Origin of the sequence: Halocella sp. SP3-1 (assembly GCF_003953885.1) — a bacterium.
Taxonomy (GTDB): Bacteria; Bacillota; Halanaerobiia; order Halanaerobiales; family DTU029; genus Iocasia; species Iocasia fonsfrigidae.
This window is the reverse complement of the sequence record NZ_CP032760.1, coordinates 1,514,384-1,534,352: the sequence shown is the minus strand read 5'-3', so window position 1 is coordinate 1,534,352 and position 19,969 is coordinate 1,514,384. Positions and strand designations below refer to the sequence as shown.

14 protein-coding genes are annotated in these 19,969 nt (G+C 36.6%); all 14 read right to left on the bottom strand.

Features of this window, described 5'->3' with window-relative positions:
• Positions 1-2: 2 nt before the first annotated feature.
• The 14 genes from pfkB to D7D81_RS07135 all read right to left on the bottom strand — a co-directional run bounded on the left by pfkB (position 3) and on the right by D7D81_RS07135 (position 19,939).
• Complete coding sequence (gene pfkB / locus D7D81_RS07200; RefSeq protein WP_125988671.1) at positions 3-932, bottom strand: 1-phosphofructokinase; 930 nt, start codon at positions 930-932, stop codon at positions 3-5.
• Between the two features lie 30 nt (positions 933-962).
• Positions 963-2,801 (bottom strand): PTS mannitol transporter subunit IICBA, encoded by a 1,839-nt coding sequence (locus tag D7D81_RS07195; RefSeq protein ID WP_353622115.1) that lies wholly within the window; start codon positions 2,799-2,801, stop codon positions 963-965.
• 58 nt (positions 2,802-2,859) lie between these two features.
• Positions 2,860-4,986, bottom strand: coding sequence for a BglG family transcription antiterminator (locus tag D7D81_RS07190; RefSeq protein WP_125988667.1), 2,127 nt, complete (start codon positions 4,984-4,986; stop codon positions 2,860-2,862).
• Positions 4,987-5,021: 35 nt separating this feature from the next.
• Positions 5,022-6,440, bottom strand: coding sequence for a PTS mannitol transporter subunit IICBA (locus D7D81_RS07185; protein ID WP_286170299.1), 1,419 nt, complete (start codon positions 6,438-6,440; stop codon positions 5,022-5,024).
• A 715-nt stretch (positions 6,441-7,155) separates the two neighbouring features.
• On the bottom strand, positions 7,156-8,169 hold the full coding sequence (yjfF, locus tag D7D81_RS07180; protein ID WP_125988665.1) for a galactofuranose ABC transporter, permease protein YjfF: 1,014 nt from the start codon (positions 8,167-8,169) through the stop codon (positions 7,156-7,158).
• Entirely contained in the window at positions 8,166-9,212 is a 1,047-nt protein-coding gene (locus tag D7D81_RS07175) for an ABC transporter permease (protein WP_125988663.1), read from the bottom strand. Before D7D81_RS07175 ends, yjfF begins: the two co-directional genes overlap by 4 nt.
• Before the next feature lie 3 nt (positions 9,213-9,215).
• Positions 9,216-10,727: a sugar ABC transporter ATP-binding protein gene (locus D7D81_RS07170; RefSeq protein WP_125988661.1), complete on the bottom strand. Its 1,512-nt coding sequence runs from the start codon at positions 10,725-10,727 to the stop codon at positions 9,216-9,218.
• 160 nt (positions 10,728-10,887) lie between these two features.
• Complete coding sequence (locus D7D81_RS07165; RefSeq protein WP_353622114.1) at positions 10,888-11,832, bottom strand: ABC transporter substrate-binding protein; 945 nt, start codon at positions 11,830-11,832, stop codon at positions 10,888-10,890.
• 541 nt (positions 11,833-12,373) lie between these two features.
• On the bottom strand, positions 12,374-13,396 hold the full coding sequence (locus D7D81_RS07160) for a sugar kinase (RefSeq protein ID WP_125988657.1): 1,023 nt from the start codon (positions 13,394-13,396) through the stop codon (positions 12,374-12,376).
• A 57-nt stretch (positions 13,397-13,453) separates the two neighbouring features.
• Positions 13,454-14,101 carry a bifunctional 2-keto-4-hydroxyglutarate aldolase/2-keto-3-deoxy-6-phosphogluconate aldolase gene (locus tag D7D81_RS07155; RefSeq protein ID WP_230868969.1) on the bottom strand — a complete coding sequence of 216 codons (648 nt, stop codon included), beginning with the start codon at positions 14,099-14,101 and terminating at the stop codon, positions 13,454-13,456.
• Between the two features lie 112 nt (positions 14,102-14,213).
• Positions 14,214-16,223: an FAD-dependent oxidoreductase gene (locus D7D81_RS07150; protein ID WP_125988655.1), complete on the bottom strand. Its 2,010-nt coding sequence runs from the start codon at positions 16,221-16,223 to the stop codon at positions 14,214-14,216.
• 2 nt (positions 16,224-16,225) lie between these two features.
• Positions 16,226-17,017, bottom strand: a complete 792-nt coding sequence (locus D7D81_RS07145) for a 3-ketoacyl-ACP reductase (RefSeq protein WP_125988653.1) — start codon at positions 17,015-17,017, stop codon at positions 16,226-16,228.
• Between the two features lie 327 nt (positions 17,018-17,344).
• Positions 17,345-18,334, bottom strand: a complete 990-nt coding sequence (locus D7D81_RS07140) for a Gfo/Idh/MocA family protein (RefSeq protein WP_125988651.1) — start codon at positions 18,332-18,334, stop codon at positions 17,345-17,347.
• 375 nt (positions 18,335-18,709) lie between these two features.
• The gene (locus tag D7D81_RS07135; protein ID WP_125988649.1) at positions 18,710-19,939 is read right to left on the bottom strand and encodes a Gfo/Idh/MocA family protein; all 1,230 of its coding nucleotides are present in this window, start codon (positions 19,937-19,939) and stop codon (positions 18,710-18,712) included.
• Positions 19,940-19,969 lie beyond the last annotated feature (30 nt).

The following is a 19,969-nucleotide window of genomic DNA, read 5'->3' as shown; positions in this document are numbered from 1 at the left end:
TTTTATAGATAGTAATATTTAATCTGACTCTTTAAGTTTAAAATCTGGTCTTTTGTCCCCATTTCTGTTCCGTTGTTTAAGAGACTGGCACTACTGGCTGCAACAGAAAGTGTTATCATTTCTTCCATTCCCATCCCCTCAGTAATACCCAATGCCAGTGCACCGACCATTGCATCTCCTGCCCCAACTGTACTTTTAACATCCAGTGAAAGAGGCTCGATCACAATTCTTTTATCAGCTGTCAAAAATATTGCACCAGCAGAACCTAATGAAACCATAATCATTTCAACACCATATTCAAATAGTTTCACAGCAGAATTAATAATTACTTCCCTATCTATCATCTCTGTAGAAAAATAAGCAGATAACTCATGATTATTTGGTTTAATAAGGGTCGGCCCTGCTTTTACTCCATTCTTAAATAATGGTCCATCAACATCCAGTATAGTCTTGATCTGTAACCCCTTTGCTTTATTAATCCAGTCCTCATATATATGCTCACTAACACCAGCAGGAACACTACCAGATAAAACCAGTAAATCATCCTTCTCCAGATCATTAAAGATTAAAGCTTCCAATTCCTCTAATTTTTTAGCTAACAAAAATGCCCCTTTTTCATTTATATCAGTAAATGTATTACTCCTTAAATCAACTAATTTTAGATTTGTTCTGGTCTCACCAGTAGACTCAATAAAATTATGCTCGATCTCCATTCTTTCCAGTTCATTTTTTATAAAGGAGCCAGTAGCACCTGCCAGGACCCCTGTAGCTATACTCCTACCACCCAGGTTCCTGATCATTTTAGAAACATTTATTCCTTTACCACCAGCATCCTTAAAGATCTTCTTTACTCGATTAACCTGCCCGCTCCTAAATTCATCCAGGATAATAGTCTTATCAAGAGCAGGATTTAAAGTTATAGTTTTTATCATTTCTATCCATCACCTTATTCATTTGATTTACTAAACAGTAAATAGTTCATAGATATAGTCTAAATCATCTGTTTCCCATAGTTTTTTTGCCATTTCTGTATCTTCAACTAATTCCGATAGACTAGCCAGTATCTTAAGGTGCTCATTACCCAGACCAGCAATACCAATAACTAAATAAGCAGTACCATCTTCAAAAGCGATACCCTCTGGAAACTGTAGAATGGAAATCCCTGTTTTCTTGATTTCCTTTTTAGCAGCACCTACACCATGTGGGATAGCTACTCCCTGACCTACATATGTGGTCAGTTCTCTTTCCCTTTCCAACATGGCATCAATATAATCCTCTTCCACATATCCTTCATCAACCAGAATTTGGCCGGCCATTCTAATTGCCTGATCTCTATCAATACTTTCAAGACCCAGTCTAATATTTTCTTTTTTTAGAATTGGCAGTTCTTTGATCTCTTCAGACTCCTCCCGCGAATTTGCTGATTCTTCAGCTTGATTATTTATTGCTCTTACACGTTCTACCAATAGATCATAGGCTGGTGTCTGAATAAAATCCTGGATAGATATATGTTCTGCCTGAGGAGCTATATTCTTTGCCCTATCAGTCAAACTCTCATGGGTAACCACTATCTGTGCATCTTCAGGAATATCTTCTATAGCTTTATTACTTACCTCAATATCTAAGCCTACTTTATTGAGTTTATTGCGCAATCGGCTTGCACCCATAGCACTTGAACCCATCCCTGCATCACAGGCAAAGATTATTTTTTTAATATCCTGAAAATTAGCTTTTATTTCTCCATTGAATAGTAAGGAATTATCATCACCATCTTCTGTTTTTCCCTTTAAATTCTGAACCCTTTCTTTAGCAGATCTAAGTTCCTCTTCATCTTCAATATCATCTGATTTTTTTATGAAAATTGAAGCTACCAGGAATGATACTACCGCTGATACTACTACCCCTAATAGTACTGAAAACCATCCTCCTCTTGGAGTCATTGCCATTAGAGCAAATATACTACCAGGTGAAGGTGTTGCTACCAGACCAGCCCCAAAGAGATTAAAGGTAAATACACCACTTATCCCTCCTGCTATAACAGCTAATACTAATATTGGCTTCATCAATACATAGGGGAAATATATTTCATGAATACCACCAAAGAAGTGGATAATTATTGCCCCTGGTGATGATTGTTTTACTGTACCTTTAGAAAATGCCCAGTAGGCCAGTAATATCCCTAAGCCAGGACCGGGATTTGTCTCCAGTAAGAAGAAAATAGATTTACCAAGTTCATTTACTTCCTGGATACCTAGTGGTCCTAAGACACCGTGGTTGATAGCATTATTTAAAAACAATATTTTGCCTGGTTCGATAAATAATGAAGTAAGAGGAAGTAAACCTGCGTTTACTATCGCCTCTACCCCTGCTTTTAATATATTATTTAAGCCTAGTACCACTGGACCAATAGCCTGATAGGCAATGATAGCCAGTAAGGCACCAACAATACCTGCTGAAAAATTATTCACCAGCATTTCAAATCCTGCTGGAATTTTTCCCTCAAAAATCTCATCTAGCTTTTTAATCAAGTATCCACCTAATGGACCCATAATCATAGCTCCAATAAACATTGGGATATCTGCTCCAACTATTATACCCATTGTAGCTATTGCACCAAGAACCCCTCCCCTAGTACCGGCTACAATCTTACCACCTGTGTATCCAATAAGTAGTGGCAAAAGAAATTTTATCATTGGACCAACCAGGCTACCAAAACTCTCATTAGGAATCCAGCCTGTAGGGATAAAAAAGGCTGTAATTAATCCCCAGGCTATAAAAGCACCGATGTTAGGCATTACCATACCACTTAAAAAACGTCCAAAATTCTGTACTCTATATTGAAAATTCTCCTTTTTCAATTTAAAACCCCTCCTTCTGGTATTTCATTTTACACTTTTGTTGATAAAAATGATCAAAATAGTTGTCTAACTCAAAATATATTTCTTCTTCATTACCAGAATGAATGGCCTGTAAAAACCTTTCATTTTCAATTAACAATTTACTAATCTCACTTAAGACTTCTAACCCCTGTGAACTACAATCCAGTGGAGCTGCCATAACAACAACTACTTTGATCTCAATCTGAGAAGCTGTTTCCTTTCTAATCTTAAAAGGCTTTTCAGGTAATAATACTAATAAATTAAGTTCATCCATCGCTTTACTTCGACAATGAAGTAACATAATGTGATTATGCTCCAGTATGGTACTACCCTTTTCCTCCCTATTTTTCAGGTCTTCCTGAATCATTTTTTGGTCATTACTACTGACCAGGATTTTACTGACATCAGTTATTAAATGATTTACATTCCTGAACTGATAATTATTTATCAATCTTAAATTATCAAGTAACTCCAGAATACTCTGGTTATAATTATTTATAATTGCTAATTTATCCTTAAGATTAAGCTTATTTTTTTTCACCTGATATCTTCTTTTCTGTCTGGCCTGATGTGTTTCTATAAAATCCTCAATTTTCTGTTGATGTTTATCAGTTAAAAGAGGGTTTACTATAATTACCGGAATTTTACTGGCTGTAATGGGAACAGTTGATACTATAAAGTCAATATTAATCTTCCTTAATGATTCCTCATCAAAATCAATGGTAGATATCAAATCTACAATTTCTATATTTTCAAATTCTTTATTAATCCGTGAAGCCAGTAGCCTGGAAGCCCCTATGCCACTGGTACAAGCAACAGTTATCCGATATTTTGAAACAGGTTTTTTTCTCTTTCTTTCAACAGCTGCCCCAAGATGCATGGCAATAAAAGCAATCTCAGATTCTGGCACTTTAATTTTTTCACATTCTTCTATAATAGAAGCACATACCCTGGAAGCATTATATAATTTGCTATAGTGTTTTTTAATCTCTTCAATAAAGGGATTTCTAATATCAAGACCCAGTTTAATACGATTAATTGTTGGTTCCAGGTGGCGAACTAATCCGACAAGTAATTTCTCATCATCTTCTAAATAAATACCAAGATTTATTTCTGCTGTTTCTATTATTTTACGGGTCAGCTTGACTAATCTAAAATCCTCTGTCATTGAGATATCACTATTATAAAATGCCCCCCGTCCTTTAATACCCCTTAAATGCATCGCTACATAGGCAATTTCAGCATCGGGCATATCCAGTGAAAAGGCTTTAGAAATTGCCCTGAACAACCCTGATGCTATGATATACTCATTAGTCTGTTTAAGCTGCTCCAGTAGATCAGAATCAATAATTATTTTTTCACCACTACTGATCCTCTCTAAAGCAATTGCCAGATGGACAAGTAAAGCTACATAGGAATCATCTGCTAATTGATAACCTATATTATCTTCAACTTTCTGAATAAATTCACCCAACATATTTATGGTATCACTACTTATTAGACCTAATAATCTATTTTTTGAAAAATAATCTCTATCTGACTTATTTCCAGTATAGTCTTTTTGCTGTATTAATCTGAAAATTTCCTTCTGATCAATATTTTCATAAAGCAAGTTTATGCTGGCCTGGCGAATATCCTTCTCAGATCCTTTCAGGTAAACCCCCAGGCCAGGTTTTCTTATTAATTTCAACTTATATGATTTAAGCCATTTCTCTATTTCATCTAAATCATTACTAATTGTTGCTTCTGAGACATTGGTAAGTACTGTAAAACTATAAAGTTTAACTGGTTCCTGTTTTCTTAAAAGTTCAGATAATATAATAAATCTTCTTTCTTCTGGCATATAATAATCTTCTACAGATTCAAGTTGGAGTAGATTTTTAATAGCATCTTTTTCCTGATCAGTACAGTCCAGTCCTATTCCTGTACCCTTTTTTTTGTTTAGGTCATAGCCATTTTCCTGTAACCAGTTTTCTACCTTACTTAATTCCCTTAAAATAGTCCTGGAACTTACTCCTATTTCACGGGCAATGGACTTGACTGTTACATATTCCTTTCTATTACAAAGTATATTTAATATCTCCTTTGTTCTGGAACTGATTTTCATAATAATCTACTCCCTTAGGGATTAAAGAAAAATCCTTATTGTTTTAACCTTTCTATCAGTTGGTCAAATTCAGAACTATCCATAAAATTATTAATAGAATAATGCTCTGCCTGAGGAACTTTATTTCTGGCCCGTTCAGTTAATTTCTTATGTGTAACAATTATTTTGGCATCAGATGGAATATCTTCTATAGCTTTATGAAGTACTTTAATATCAAAGCCCTCTTTTTTAAGTCTCTTCCTCAAAGTAGTAGCTCCCATGGCACTTGAACCCATACCTGCATCACAAGCAAAAACAATCTTGTCTATATCAGAAATATTATATTTCGGAGAATTTTCAGATATTTGTTTTTTTTGTTTTCCCTTTAAATTCTGAACCCTTTCTTTAGCAGATCTAAGTTCCTCTTCATCTTCAATATCATCTGATTTTTTTATGAAAATTGAAGCTACCAGGAATGATACTACCGCTGATACTACTACCCCTAATAGTACTGAAAACCATCCTCCTCTTGGAGTCATTGCCATTAGAGCAAATATACTACCAGGTGAAGGTGTTGCTACCAGACCAGCCCCAAAGAGATTAAAGGTAAATACACCACTTATCCCTCCTGCTATAACAGCTAATACTAATATTGGCTTCATCAATACATAGGGGAAATATATTTCATGAATACCACCAAAGAAGTGGATAATTATTGCCCCTGGTGATGATTGTTTTACTGTACCTTTAGAAAATGCCCAGTAGGCCAGTAATATCCCTAAGCCAGGACCGGGATTTGTCTCCAGTAAGAAGAAAATAGATTTACCAAGTTCATTTACTTCCTGGATACCTAGTGGTCCTAAGACACCGTGGTTGATAGCATTATTTAAAAACAATATTTTGCCTGGTTCGATAAATAATGAAGTAAGAGGAAGTAAACCTGCGTTTACTATCGCCTCTACCCCTGCTTTTAATATATTATTTAAGCCTAGTACCACTGGACCAATAGCCTGATAGGCAATGATAGCCAGTAAGGCACCAACAATACCTGCTGAAAAATTATTCACCAGCATTTCAAATCCTGCTGGAATTTTTCCCTCAAAAATCTCATCTAGCTTTTTAATCAAATATCCACCTAATGGACCCATAATCATAGCTCCAATAAACATTGGGATATCTGCTCCAACTATTATACCCATTGTAGCTATTGCACCAAGAACCCCTCCCCTGGTACCGGCTACAATCTTACCACCTGTGTATCCAATAAGTAGTGGCAAAAGAAATTTTATCATTGGACCAACCAGGCTACCAAAACTCTCATTAGGAATCCAGCCTGTAGGGATAAAAAAGGCTGTAATTAATCCCCAGGCTATAAAAGCACCGATATTAGGCATTACCATACCACTTAAAAAACGCCCAAAATTCTGTACATTTTGTTGAAACCTGTTTTCAGTTTTCATAGTAGTGCTTTCCATCAAAATACCCTCCTATTAAATTTTCTTAACTAAAATTTAATAGTATATACTATTATTCATCCTTTAGCGCTAACTTAATTGTACTTATAATAGGATAATAATACAAGCAAAAGAAAAATACATATGTCAGGTATTGAAGATGACAGAATTAAAATATAATAAATCTTCCCTTCTAGAAAACCATCAACTCTACCAGCCATATAATAATAACATTCATCCAAATCCATAAATTTTTTTTGCCTGTGTATTTAATTATACAATGTTTCTTATACTAAAACTTCGCAGATGAATTTATCGCATAAAGCCTGGTTAGCCATAGCTTTATTCACAAAAAAAAGCTAAACACCAGCTCCTCTTCCAGGCTAAGAATAACAAAATAAACTCACTTCGCTATGCTACGTTCAAACAGGATTTTGTTAACCATTCATAGCCTTCCATGCGGGGCTGGAGTTTTTTTAACGTTCATTCAGCAAATGGCTAACCAAATTTCAACTATAATAGTAGCAACTGCGAAGTTTATATTTAGTACCTAAAAAAATAATCAAGACCATAGTTTATATAGCCTTGATTATAAATTAATTATATAAATATTTTTCTTTCTTAGCTTACTCAATTTTAAATCAATAATATTTTTCAATTTCTCAGACATATTATACATCTCTTCAGCACGTATAGAAAGGTCTTCTATTAGAGAAGATTTTAGTCTGGCCCCCTATTATACAGCAGCTGTCTGTTTGCTTGTTTCTAATCTTTTTGAAGAGGCTTTCTGTTCTTCCCTCTGAGCCGTAATTAAGCGCTGTAGGACTATAAAGACAAAGAGTAATATACCAACAAAGATCTTTGTCCACCAGGAACTTAAAGTACCCTGGAACATAATAATTACCTGGATTAGACCCTGAATTAAAACACCAAACAGTGTACCAAAAACATAACCTGATCCACCACTTAAGAGTGTTCCGCCTATTACTGCTGAAGCAATTGCATCCATTTCCAAACCATTAGTGTGAAGTCCATAACCCGACAACATATAGATAGTAAATAAGACACCACCTAGTGATGAACAAAATCCACTAAAACCATAGACCATAATCTTGGTCCTGCCGACAGGAAGTCCCATCAGTTTAGCTGATTCTTCATTACCACCAATAGCATATAAGACCCGGCCGTATCTGGTATAGTGTGCCAAATAAATTGCAATCCCCATCATAATCATTGCAATTACTACACTAATTGAGATATATGCCCCTCCGGGGAAACTTATCCTGGTTTGGGAAAGTGTTTTGAAAAACGGGTCATTAATTGAAATTGACTGAATACTGATTAAAAAACAGGAGCCCCTCAGAAAAAACATCCCTGATAGTGTTGCGATAAAGGGTTGGATCTTAAAGTATTCAATTAAAAAGCCCATTATTAACCCTGCTAATGTTCCAAGCAAAAGGGCAAATGGTATCACTATAACAGGACTTACACCCTTTTCCAGGAGACTGGCTATTACCATTGAAGTAAAGGCAATCATTGAGCCTACTGAAAGGTCAATCCCACCAGTTATAATGACAAATGTAACACCGATGGCAGTAACTATTAAAAAGGCATTATCTATAAATAAATTGAAAAAAACCTGCATTGAAAAAAAACCTGGATAGATTACCGAAGGTATGGCAAAAGCAATTATAAATAAAATTACGGTTATTATAACTGACAGGTATTTTGAGGATAAAATGCTTTTCATGTTAGATCCCTCCGTTTTACAATAAGTTTACTGATACCATCCCTGAAAACTTGTGACTGAATGATAGTAATTATAACAACTACTACAGCTTTTACCACTAAAGTTACCTCTGGAGCAATACCGGCTGCATAAACAGTTGTTGTCAATGTCTGTACTACAAGTGCACCTATAATGCTACCGGCAATTGTAAATTTACCTCCACTAAGGGAGTTACCACCAATAACTACTGATAATATGGCATCAAGTTCTTTCCAGAGACCTGCATTATTGGCATCAGCTGCTTTGACATTTGATGTTACTATTAACCCGGCAATCCCTGCCATTAATCCACAGATGGTATAGACAATAAATTTAATCCGGCTGGGTTTAATACCTACATATTTACTGGCTGTATCATTAATACCAATAGATTCTATATATAAACCTACTGCAGTCTTTCTAACAAATAGGTTTACCAGTAAAAATGCTAATGCTACTATAAAAATAGTGAATGGCAGTCCCAATAAATAACCTGTACCTATGTAGTGAAAAGGCTGATAATAAATAGTTATTATTTGAGCCTTGGTAATCAATTGAGCAATACCACGCCCTGCTACCATTAGAATAAGGGTAGCAACTATCGGCTGTACTTTTATCTTACCAACTAAAAAGCCATTCCACATTCCACAGAGGGCTGCTATTCCTATAGAAGCAAGCAGTGCAATAGGGAGAGACACCTGGGTTACATATTGAACAGTGCCATTTTCTATTACCAACTGCCCTCCAATTAGTTTAGCAGCTATTGCCCCTGAAATAGCAATTACTGCCCCAACAGAAAGGTCTATTCCCCCTGTTGCTATAACCAGTGTCATCCCTATAGCCAGTAGAGCCAGTGGAGCCGCTCTGTTTAATATATCTATTAGTGTGCCAAATAATCTCCCATCCCTTATTTCAATACTTAAAAAACCATCAATAAAGATAAAATCAAATAACAGTAAGATTAATAAGGCTAACAAAGGCGAGAAAATCTGTGACTCCTTAAATTTTTTTAATAGTTGAAACATTACTTAAGCCCTCCCTTCAGCAATAATACCCATAATATTGGATTCATTTATTTCATGCCCACTTAATTCAGTTACTTTTTTCCTATCCCGTAAAACAGCAATACGCTGGCTAACCCTGATAACCTCATCAAGCTCAGAGGAAACAAAAATAATACTCATCCCCTCATCAGCAAGTGATAAAACCATCTTCTGTATCTCTGTTTTTGTCCCTACATCTATTCCCCGTGTTGGTTCATCCAGTATTAATAAATCAGGTTGGGTTATTAACCACCTGGCTAATATTACTTTCTGTTGATTTCCCCCACTTAAGTTTTTGACCTTCTGTTCTGCACTAGGGGTTGCTATATTTAATAAATCTATATATTGATCGGCTATTCTCTCCTGTTCTTCTCTAGGTAAATACTTAAAACAGCCCCTTTCAACCTGTAAAGATAGAATTAAATTCTCCCGTACAGTCAAGTCATCTATCAAACCAGCTGTTTTTCTATCTTCGGGACATAGTGCAAATTTGTTTTCCATGGCGGCCTTAGGATTAGTTATCTTTTTTTCAATATCATTAATCTTAAGTTGACCCCCTTCAGCTGGATTCAAACCAAAAATTAATTCTACCAGTTCTGTTCTCCCTGAACCAAGTAATCCAGCCAGACCCAGCACCTCACCCTTGTGTAAAGATAGATCAAAGGGGCTAATTTCACTATTAACTAACTGCCTACCTTCTATAAAAAGCTCGTCCGGTTTAGCTGTTACCTTACTTTTTTCCTTGATATTCTCCAGTTGTTCTAAATCCTTACCGATCATTTTAGCTACCAGGTCTAGTTTGGGCAATGACTCAGTTGCAGATGTATCTACTATTTTACCATTTCTTAGAACAGTAACCCGATCTGTTATTTTATATACATCATCTATAAAATGGGTTATAAAAATAATTGCCATTCCTTCTTGTTTTAATTTCTCCATAATCACAAATAAATTACTGGTTTCATCTTGATCTAGACTGGCAGTAGGCTCATCTAGTACCAAGACTTTAGCTGATACTTCCAGCGCCCTGGCTATAGCAACCATCTGTTGAATGGCCACAGAAAAATAAGATAGATTCTTTGTTACATCTATCTCCTCTATATTAAATGTTTTTAATAATTCTCTGGCCTTAGTGTTGACTGTTTTCCAGTCTATTTTCCCGTTTTTAATCGGCTCACGCCCTATAAATATATTCTCAGCAACTGATAAATTAGGGCAGAGGTTTACCTCCTGATAGACTGTACTTATTCCTATCTGCTGGGCTTCAATTGGGTTAGCCGGCCTTATTTCTTTTCCTTTATAATATATTTCCCCTTTTTCTGCCTGATGAACCCCTGTTAATACTTTAATTAAGGTTGATTTTCCGGCACCATTTTCACCCATAAGGGCATGAATTTCCCCTGAACTTAATTCGAAATCAACATTTGATAAGGCTTTAACCCCGGGAAATTCCTTACTTATGTTCTTCATTCTAACAATCGGTTCTGCCTTAGACATCAGTATCTCCCCCTATTAATACTAATTTAAACTTTTTATTTAAATATCAGTATAATATTTCCCCCTCTCTTTAATATTTGTTAGAAAGGGGGAAATACTTTAATTAAAAAATAGAAAGAAAACAGGTGTTTCTCTAAAATGTAATCTTTAAATTAATTTATTAATATTTTCTATTTGGATATTCCTCTAAAGCTACTTCCTGAGGGAAAATACCTTCTATAGTTTTAATATGTTCGGGCACTTTTTTACCAGCCACAATGTCTTTAGCAGCCTGCATTAACTGGTCTCCAAGAAGTGGACTGCATTCTACTGTACAATTCATCTTACCCTGAATCATAGCTTCAAAAGCGCCTTTTACAGCATCAACACCAATTATTATAATATCTTTACCAGGTTTTAGACCATATTCTTCAATAGCCTGAATAGCACCAATAGCCATATCATCATTGTGGGAATATAAGACATCAATATTATCCCCTTCTGCTTTTAAGAAGGCTTCCATAACCTCTTTACCTTTGGAACGGGTAAAGTCTCCAGACTGGGATCTAATTATTTCATAATTAGGATAGTCTTTAATAATCTCTGCAAATCCTGTTTTACGATCATTAGCAGGCGCAGAACCAACTGTTCCTTGAAGCTCAACTATATTTATCTGTTCATTACCTCTACCCTGTTCTTCCATATATTCTATTAACCAATTTGCTGCTTTTTGGCCTTCTTCTACAAAGTCAGAACCCATATAGGTAACGTAATATGAATCATCAGCAGTAACTGTTCTATCTACCAGTATAACAGGTATACCTGCATCTTTAATCTCCTGTAATACTGTATCCCAACCTGTTTCGACAACTGGTGAAAAAGCAATAACATCTACACCACGGGCAATAAATGACCTGAGTGCTTTAAGCTGATTTTCCTGTTTCTGCTGTGCATCAGAAAAAATTAATTGAATATCTGGGTCTTCAGCAGCAGCACGTTTAATGTCTTCAGTATTTGCTGTTCTCCATTCACTTTCAGCACCTATCTGTGAGAAACCCAGTACGATTTTATCAGCAGCCATCACATTTAACGATAATCCCATGATCACCATAAGCAAGATAAACATTACCATTACTTTTGACATTTTCATAATCTAATATATCCCCCCATTTTTAAATTAAAAACCAAAACCACCAGACAACTACCTAAATCACCTGTTTTCTTCCTAAAATTTATTATTACTGGGTTATTAAAACTTGTACTTACAACTCATCTTATTAAAACCTAATATTCGGCATAAATCTCTTATATAATATTTTTTATTATATAAAATTTAAAAAACTCTAATAATTGTAGACATAATAGGTATAATTACTTATAAAATACCTTTAATTTATTTTAAAAAAACTATAATATTTTTTATTAAATTATATTTATAGAAACAAGAGAACCAATAGCCAATCATTGTACATACAGATCCAATTAATTTGTACATACAACTTGTATGATTATAATATAATATTTAGCATAAAATGTCAAGTGTTAATTTGCAATATAATTAATTATTTCAATAGTAAATAAATTCTTTCCAAAAAAAATTGATGTGCCTGTTAAAAACAGACACATCAATATAAAGAGGAGATATTTTCTTAAAGGTAGATGTTTTTTTATCTTTTTACCCTACCAGAGGCATTACCACCAGCAAGGGATTCCACTTCCTGAACACTCACCTGGTTGAAGTCTCCAGGGATTGACTGTTTAAGACAGGAAGCAGCTGCACCAAATTCAGCAGATTCCTGGAGGCTCTTACCGGTTAACCTGGAGTATATTAGTCCACCAGCAAAGGAGTCTCCTCCACCTACTCGATCTACAATATGAATACTATATTGATTTGATTTTACAAATTCACTACCATCATAAAGGACAACCAGCCAATCATTGTCTGAAGCACTATGGCTAATCCTCAAATGACTGCCTACAAGTTCTAGATCAAATCTGTCGATTAGTTGTTGGGCAACATCTTTAAACCCATCAACATTAATATCACCACTGGTAATATCAGAACCACTCTTAATGCCGAAGACCATCTCAGCATCCTCTTCATTGGCAATACATACATCAACATATTCCATTACCTTTGACATCACCTGTCCAGCACGCTCTTTGGTCCATAGTTTAGCCCTGTAATTAAGGTCACAACTCACTTTAACCCCATGTTCTTTGGCAGCTTTAACAGCCTGCAGAGTAATTTCAGACATGTTTTCACTTAAGGCTGGGGTAATACCAGTAGTATGGAACCATTCAACATCTGCAAATATTTCATCCCAATTAAAATCATCAGCAGAAGCCTCTGCAATAGCTGAATAAGCCCTATCATAAACAACATTAGAAGGACGCTGGCTGGCCCCATTTTCACAGTAATAAATACCTAACCTATCACCACCACGGGCAATATAATCTGTATTAACCCCATAACGCCTTAAATCATTCAGGGCAGCCTGGCCTACAGGATTCTCAGGCACCTTGCTTACAAAATAGGCATCTAGTCCGTAATTAGCCAGTGATACAGAGACATTGGCCTCACCTCCACCATAAATAACATTAAACCTATCAGTCTGTACAATCCTCTTTAACTCCGGTGGAGTTAACCTGAGCATAATCTCACCAAAAGTAACAACTTTCTTGGACATAATATCATCCTTTCCTTTTATAATTCTTTTCTAGTTACCATTAAAGATTAAAAACCCTTAATTTTCTCGTGCCTCTTTAATTCTCTTAATAAACTCCTTAGCAGTTCTAGTAACCTCATCATAGTCACCTTTTTTAGCCCCTGCAGTTAAGGCACTACCTGCACCAACTGCAAAACTACCTGCCTTAATCCATTCATGTACATTATCAAGACTTACTCCACCTGTTGGTAATAAAGGGGCCTGAGGAATTGGTCCTTTAATGGCCTTAATGATTTTAGGTCCAAATAATGTAGCCGGGAAAACCTTGACAACATCGGCGCCATACTGCATTGCCCTATGTACCTCAGTTACACTCATAGCCCCAGGCATAACTGCTTTCTGGTAACTATTACATAAAGCAATAGTATCCTTATCCAGACAGGGTGATACAATATACTCTGCCCCAGCCAGCAAACAAGCGCGAGCTGTCTCAGCGTCAAGTACTGAACCAGCACCAATTAATATTTCATTATTCTGATAGGTATTAGCCAGTTCTTTAATAACATCTACCGCACCTGGTACAGTCATGGTAATCTCAATCGCCTGGATACCACCGGCCCTGACAGCCTCTGATATTTTTAAGGCCTGTTCTGAATTCTCTGCCCTGACAACAGCAACAATACCTGTTTCTTCAATTCTCTTTAAATTTTCAATCTTTGGGATCATTTGATCCACCCTCCTCAAATTTATTTATGTTTTACATTATAAAACATAGTTTTGTTATTATTCTTTAATTATTTACTTCTATATTAACTTTAAAAATCCTGCATTTTTTTAGCTATTTTTCTGTTTTAAATATTTCCTGTTTCATATATTTGTTCCAGACATTTTCAAACCAGCTATCTTCCTGTGGTATTGCTTTGACTTCTTCCCATTTAAACCTACATTGACTATTATTATATAATACCCTTTGAATTTTATCTGTTAGCAAACCAGCACTTATAGAAAAGCGGAAGGTCTCTGCTAGACCGGTTAAAGGCAGTTCTCCCTCAGGGTCATATACTAGATAAGACCCTCTACTCTTACCACCCTTTTCGATATAATCATTAATTGCCGATAAATATACATACTGGGTTATTAAGAGATCATAGTTTTGAAAGGCAAGGGGCAGTTCGTAAATACTGGATAACTCAGTTGCTTCTACCAGTGACTGCAATTGCTTTTTAGCCTCTAGAGCACCTTCAGCAGCCTTCCTGGCAGAACGAATATGGGCCCCTTTTCTGCTCATTCTTTCACCTATTTCCTGTCGAATCTCCAGTACATTTTTACTACCACTAGTATTGGCAGAAAAGGCTTCACCTAATGATATCTTTTTCATAACCTGTTCCCCAACCAGGGAAATAAATTGATGCTTATCTAATGGTTCTTCCTGATACCTGGCGGCTATATATTGGGCTGCCCTGGTACTACCTACCTGACCAGCATTTAGTGCAGTTCCCCCGGGCCGATAAACACCGTGGCTCCCATTAACTTCTCCTACCGGAAAAAAATGTTTTACATTGCTTTCCCACCAGATATTAGCAGATAATCCACCATTATTGTGTTGGGCAGAAACTGCAATCTCCAGATACTCATCCCTTAAGTCTATCCCGTTTTCCTGATAAAGGTCTACAGCTGGTTGATTCATCTGGGCAAGCCTGTCAATTGGCCTACCAAAAAGGGCCGCGGAGTTTTCCAGGTACTGATAAGCCTCTTTACCTAAAAGGGAGAAGTCTAATTCACCATCCCTACTGGCCCAGCCGGGATTATGCCTAAAATCAAGATAGACCTTTCTTCCTTTAAGAACAGTCTCATTATAAACCAGTATATCTACAATAGAAGAGGCATAATTCTTTATTTTTTTAGGATCAAAAGGCCATTGATAACCCTTTAGAAATACAGCATCCAGCATTTTTCCAGGGTCGTCAAAATAACTATTAAGAAATTCCTTTTCATCACTGCCGTCCTGTTCAACTGAAATATACCTGGGTAAAACCTGCTGATAAGTACCAGATAGATTCCAACGAAATTTAACAGAGGCAATACCATATTGAGATTCTGTAAGATTTTTACCCATAACACCTGCTTCAAAAGCAAGTCCTGAAGCACCTGTCTGACTCTCAGGATAAACTGAACTGGCATAAATCCCAGCCGGTCCACCAGTAGCATAAACAATATTAGTACAGTTAAATAGTACATACCTATGATCTTGATCAGCTAGTTTATTAATATTTAAAGCCAGCAGCCCAATTGCTCTTTTTTCATGAGCTTCTGGCTTAGCTGTCAATATACCAATTACCTGATAACCATCAAATATTCTTATACCCTTCTGTCTGACCTGCTCTTCCAGTTTCTCTGTCATAAATTTCGAGGTCAAAGGCCCGGCAGAACTTGCCCTCTGTCTGGGGTCATGGTCTGTCTTATACCCTACAAATTCACCAAACCTATCGTGGGGAAACGGAACACCTATATCTACTAAATGGTAAAAAGACTGTGCTGATAGAGCTGCTTCAACCAGGGCAAGATCCCCATCCATACTCCCACCGTTAAATAAGGTACTGGCCATTTCATAGACTGAATCACTTTCATTACCAGCTAAGGTCAATTTATAGTATGTCTGTTTATCAGAACCAGTATTCCTGGAGGTACCCATTTTAAGACCCTCTGTAATAATAGCAATATCTTTTTGCCCATAATTAAAAAGACGGTCTGCCGCATTAAACCCGGCAGCGCCTGAACCTACTATAGCTGTATTGAGGGAAAATACCTCTACTTTAAAACCCTCAATTTCAATGACATCCCTTTTCATATTTACAGCCTCCTCAAATGAAAACCACCGTCTACATTAATTACCTCACCTGTAGAAAAGTTCAATCTGCCCGAACACAGGACAGAAACAGCATTAGCTATATCTGCTGGATAACCCCATCTTTTAATAGGGGTAAGACCCCCTTTAATTAGTCTATCATACTTATCCTTGACAACACTAGTCATATCAGTATAAATAATCCCCGGCCTTATTTCATAGACATATATTCCATCTTCAGCTAAACGGTCAGCAAAAAGCCTGGTTAACATACTTATACCAGCCTTTGAGATACAGTATTCACTCCTATCTGTTGACGAAGCATATGAAGAAAGTGATGATATATTAATTATTCGGGGGCTATACTCCAGATTATCTTTTTCCTTAAATGCCTTGACATCTCTAAGCATTATTTTAGCTACTGCCTGGGTTAGAAAAAATGTACCTTTTAAATTAATATTTAACACAAAATTAAAACTTTCCTCTGATGTTTCCAAAATATCATTTCTAACTTTAGGGGCTACACCAGCATTATTAACCAACAGATCAAGACGACCAAATTCTTGATAGGTTTCCGCTAAAAAAGAACCCCTATCCCCTGCAGAAGATAAATCCCCTGAATAATAAAATACAGGAACACCTTTTTTTTTGATCTCTTCAATCTTATCTTTTACTTTTTCTATTGATGAACGGGCTAAAATAGCCAAAGCAAAACCCTCCCTGGCTAACTGTAGTGCAACAGCATGCCCAATACCCCTTGAAGCACCTGTAATAACTGCAACCTTTCGCTCAATCATCCTCTTCCTCCTTAACAATATAATCTAATTTAACTGACAAGATTATTACACTAAGAATTGGCCTAACGGCCATCCAAACTTAATCAAAAACGTCAGCTTTCTTAACTTAACTATTTATTATCCATAGTTAATCAATAAACTATTAACCAGACAAATATATTTGTCGGGTCTTAGAAATCATACATAATCCCAATTTCAATTAAAGAGTCTGTTCGAAAAGTATCAGTATATACCGCCGGGGATTATATATCCCTTCACTCAACGGTAACACCTTAACTTCGTTCAGGGATATATAATCCCGAAATTTATGCCTTTCCGAACATACACTTAAAGCATTACAATTCTATTTTCATCTGCAGCTACTCTGGCCTTTAAACAGACCTCTGTAATATAAAATGAATCTTCAGCACTGACCAAGCATTTCCCCTTACCCCTTACTTGTCTTAAAAAATCAAGAAAAATACCCTCACTATTTTCCAGGCTGACCTCCTGAACACCTTTTTTCTTACTATTTATTAAAAATACCCTCTCATCACAAACCTCAATAACCCCTTCAGTACCAGCAACTCTGATCCTATCATCACCATGGCTTCCTGCTGTATCCGGTCTTAAATAATCAATATTTACTGAGCCCATAACCCCATTTGTAAGCCTAAAATGAAGCAGAGCACTTACCTCTAACTCACCATGACCCTGATTATATTGGCTGGAATGAGCTGCATAAACAGTTTCAAATCTTTCCCCTGAAAACCAGTGTAACCAGTCAACTGCATGACTCCCTACCCATGGTATTGTACCACCATAGGTCTCTCTTTTTTTATAGAATTCCGGCCTTGAACCCAATTTATAAGATTTCTGGGCATTCATCAACCGCACTTTTCCAACCCCTCCCTGCTGAACAAGTTTCCAGGCCGTCATAAACCAGGGTTTATACCTGATACCAAACATCGCCGCCAGATGTAGATTGCTTTGCTGATAAAAGCGTTTTACACTTGCCAGTTCTGACAGATTAGTGGCAACTGGTTTTTCTACAAAAACATTAATACCACGTTTTAATACCTCCAGGGTAATTGAAGCCTGTTGATAGAAATGACTGGCCACAGCAACTACATCTGGTTGCAACTGTTCCAGCATCTCACGATAGTCATCAAAAACAGCCGGTTTTTCCCCCAGTTCCCCTATTTGCTCAGTAAGTTTATCAATCCCTTCTCCTTGAATACCAGCAGCAATTCCAACAATCCTGGAGTCTTTATCTCTCCTGACACCATCCAGGACATAATTTGTATGACCTGCCGAACCAATAATACATATCTTCACTGTCTACCTCCTCTTGTTTTAAGAGTGAATACGCCAGCCTGCTACGACCATAATAATTTTCTTTATACCTCTTATCCTGCACCACAAGCACTCTGCATCTGCCAAATCATACAAGAAAAAATTAAGATTGCACTTCAGCATCTGTGTCTTCGCCCACCTTAACTTAGACAAATATATTTGTTGTACGACTCTAGAAATTGTCTGAAGGTAGGACACCGAAAGACAATTTCTCGACAGTAAGCGAAGGCAGGAACTTGGCCTCGATGGCCTGATACTGACTCGCCCATGCGTAATAAAAAGAAGAGTCAGTGAGCCGTAGTGCACGACAAGGGAAACAAATATATTTGTCGATCTTTAAAGTTATAGACACACTTGTCAAACAGCAGAATAATTTCCTGAAGGAAAATATTCATAAGCTGTTAAATCTACTTCCTTCCCTAGCTCTGTCCAATGAACCTCGGTCTCATCAGGAAGCTGCCAGTTATTATAACAATCCAGGAATAATTTACTTAAACCCTTAACATAGACTCCTCTCTCTCTACCGTCTTCATCCCTATCCTGCTCAATTAATTCATTTGGAAAATTACTTATTTCAGGCAGAGATTCCTGCATACCATTAACACAGATAACATGAGGTAAAGCAGCTTCAACACCGCAGAGATAAGATCCCTCACCTTTAATAGCATCCAGGACAGTCCATATTTTATTAAATTTGTCTGCAAAAGGGTCACCATAAACCTTGTTTCTACCATCCTTAAATTCTGCTTTTATCTGACAATCCTTATCCTGGTCAAAATATATTATTGCCTGTTCAAATTCATAAGAAAATCTAGGATTTATTTTTTCCTGACTGGCATGTGTTGCCAGATAGAGCAGTTCTACACCCTGCTCAGTAAAAACACGGACCGCAGCAGTATCATAGTTATCAATATCATTAGCCCTATAAAGCTCAGCTCTTAATTTTACCGGCCAGGCACTTTTTTCAATCTCCTTACCCAACACATAAAACATATTATGGAGATAATGTGCAGTAGCATTATTAGCAACACTATCCAGTATCCACTGACCACTATCCCTCTTTTTACCAGCCCAGTTATTTCGCTTATAGTATTCAATATCCCTGGGCCAGCTAACCAGAGTCTTTAACCTGAGTGGTTTACCAAAAACACCAGCAATTATATCTTTTTTTAATAATTGAATAGCCTGACTAAAAGACCATTGATAAGCAATACCAACAGGTCTATCACTCTCCCGCTCAGCTTCAAGCATCTTTCTACCTTCTTGAACAGTTGCTGATAAAGGCTTTTCACAAATTACACCTGCACCATTATCTAAGGCTATTACTGTCTGACTGGCATGAAATTGAATCGGTGAAGAGATACACACATAATCAGCAGTATGTTCCTGATAAAAGTCTTCCATTTTACTAAATACAGGAATTCCCCTGCCTCGTACTTCTTTTATTTTCGGCGACTTTTCTGCATATGGATCAACTACAGCTGCAATTTGATAATCGCTCCTATTTGTATTATTTGCCAATTCGTCAAAATAGTTTTTACCGTAACCACCTATGCCAACCAGTAAAACTGAAATTAAATCTTTCATGACACTAATCCCCCTCTGATCAATTTAATA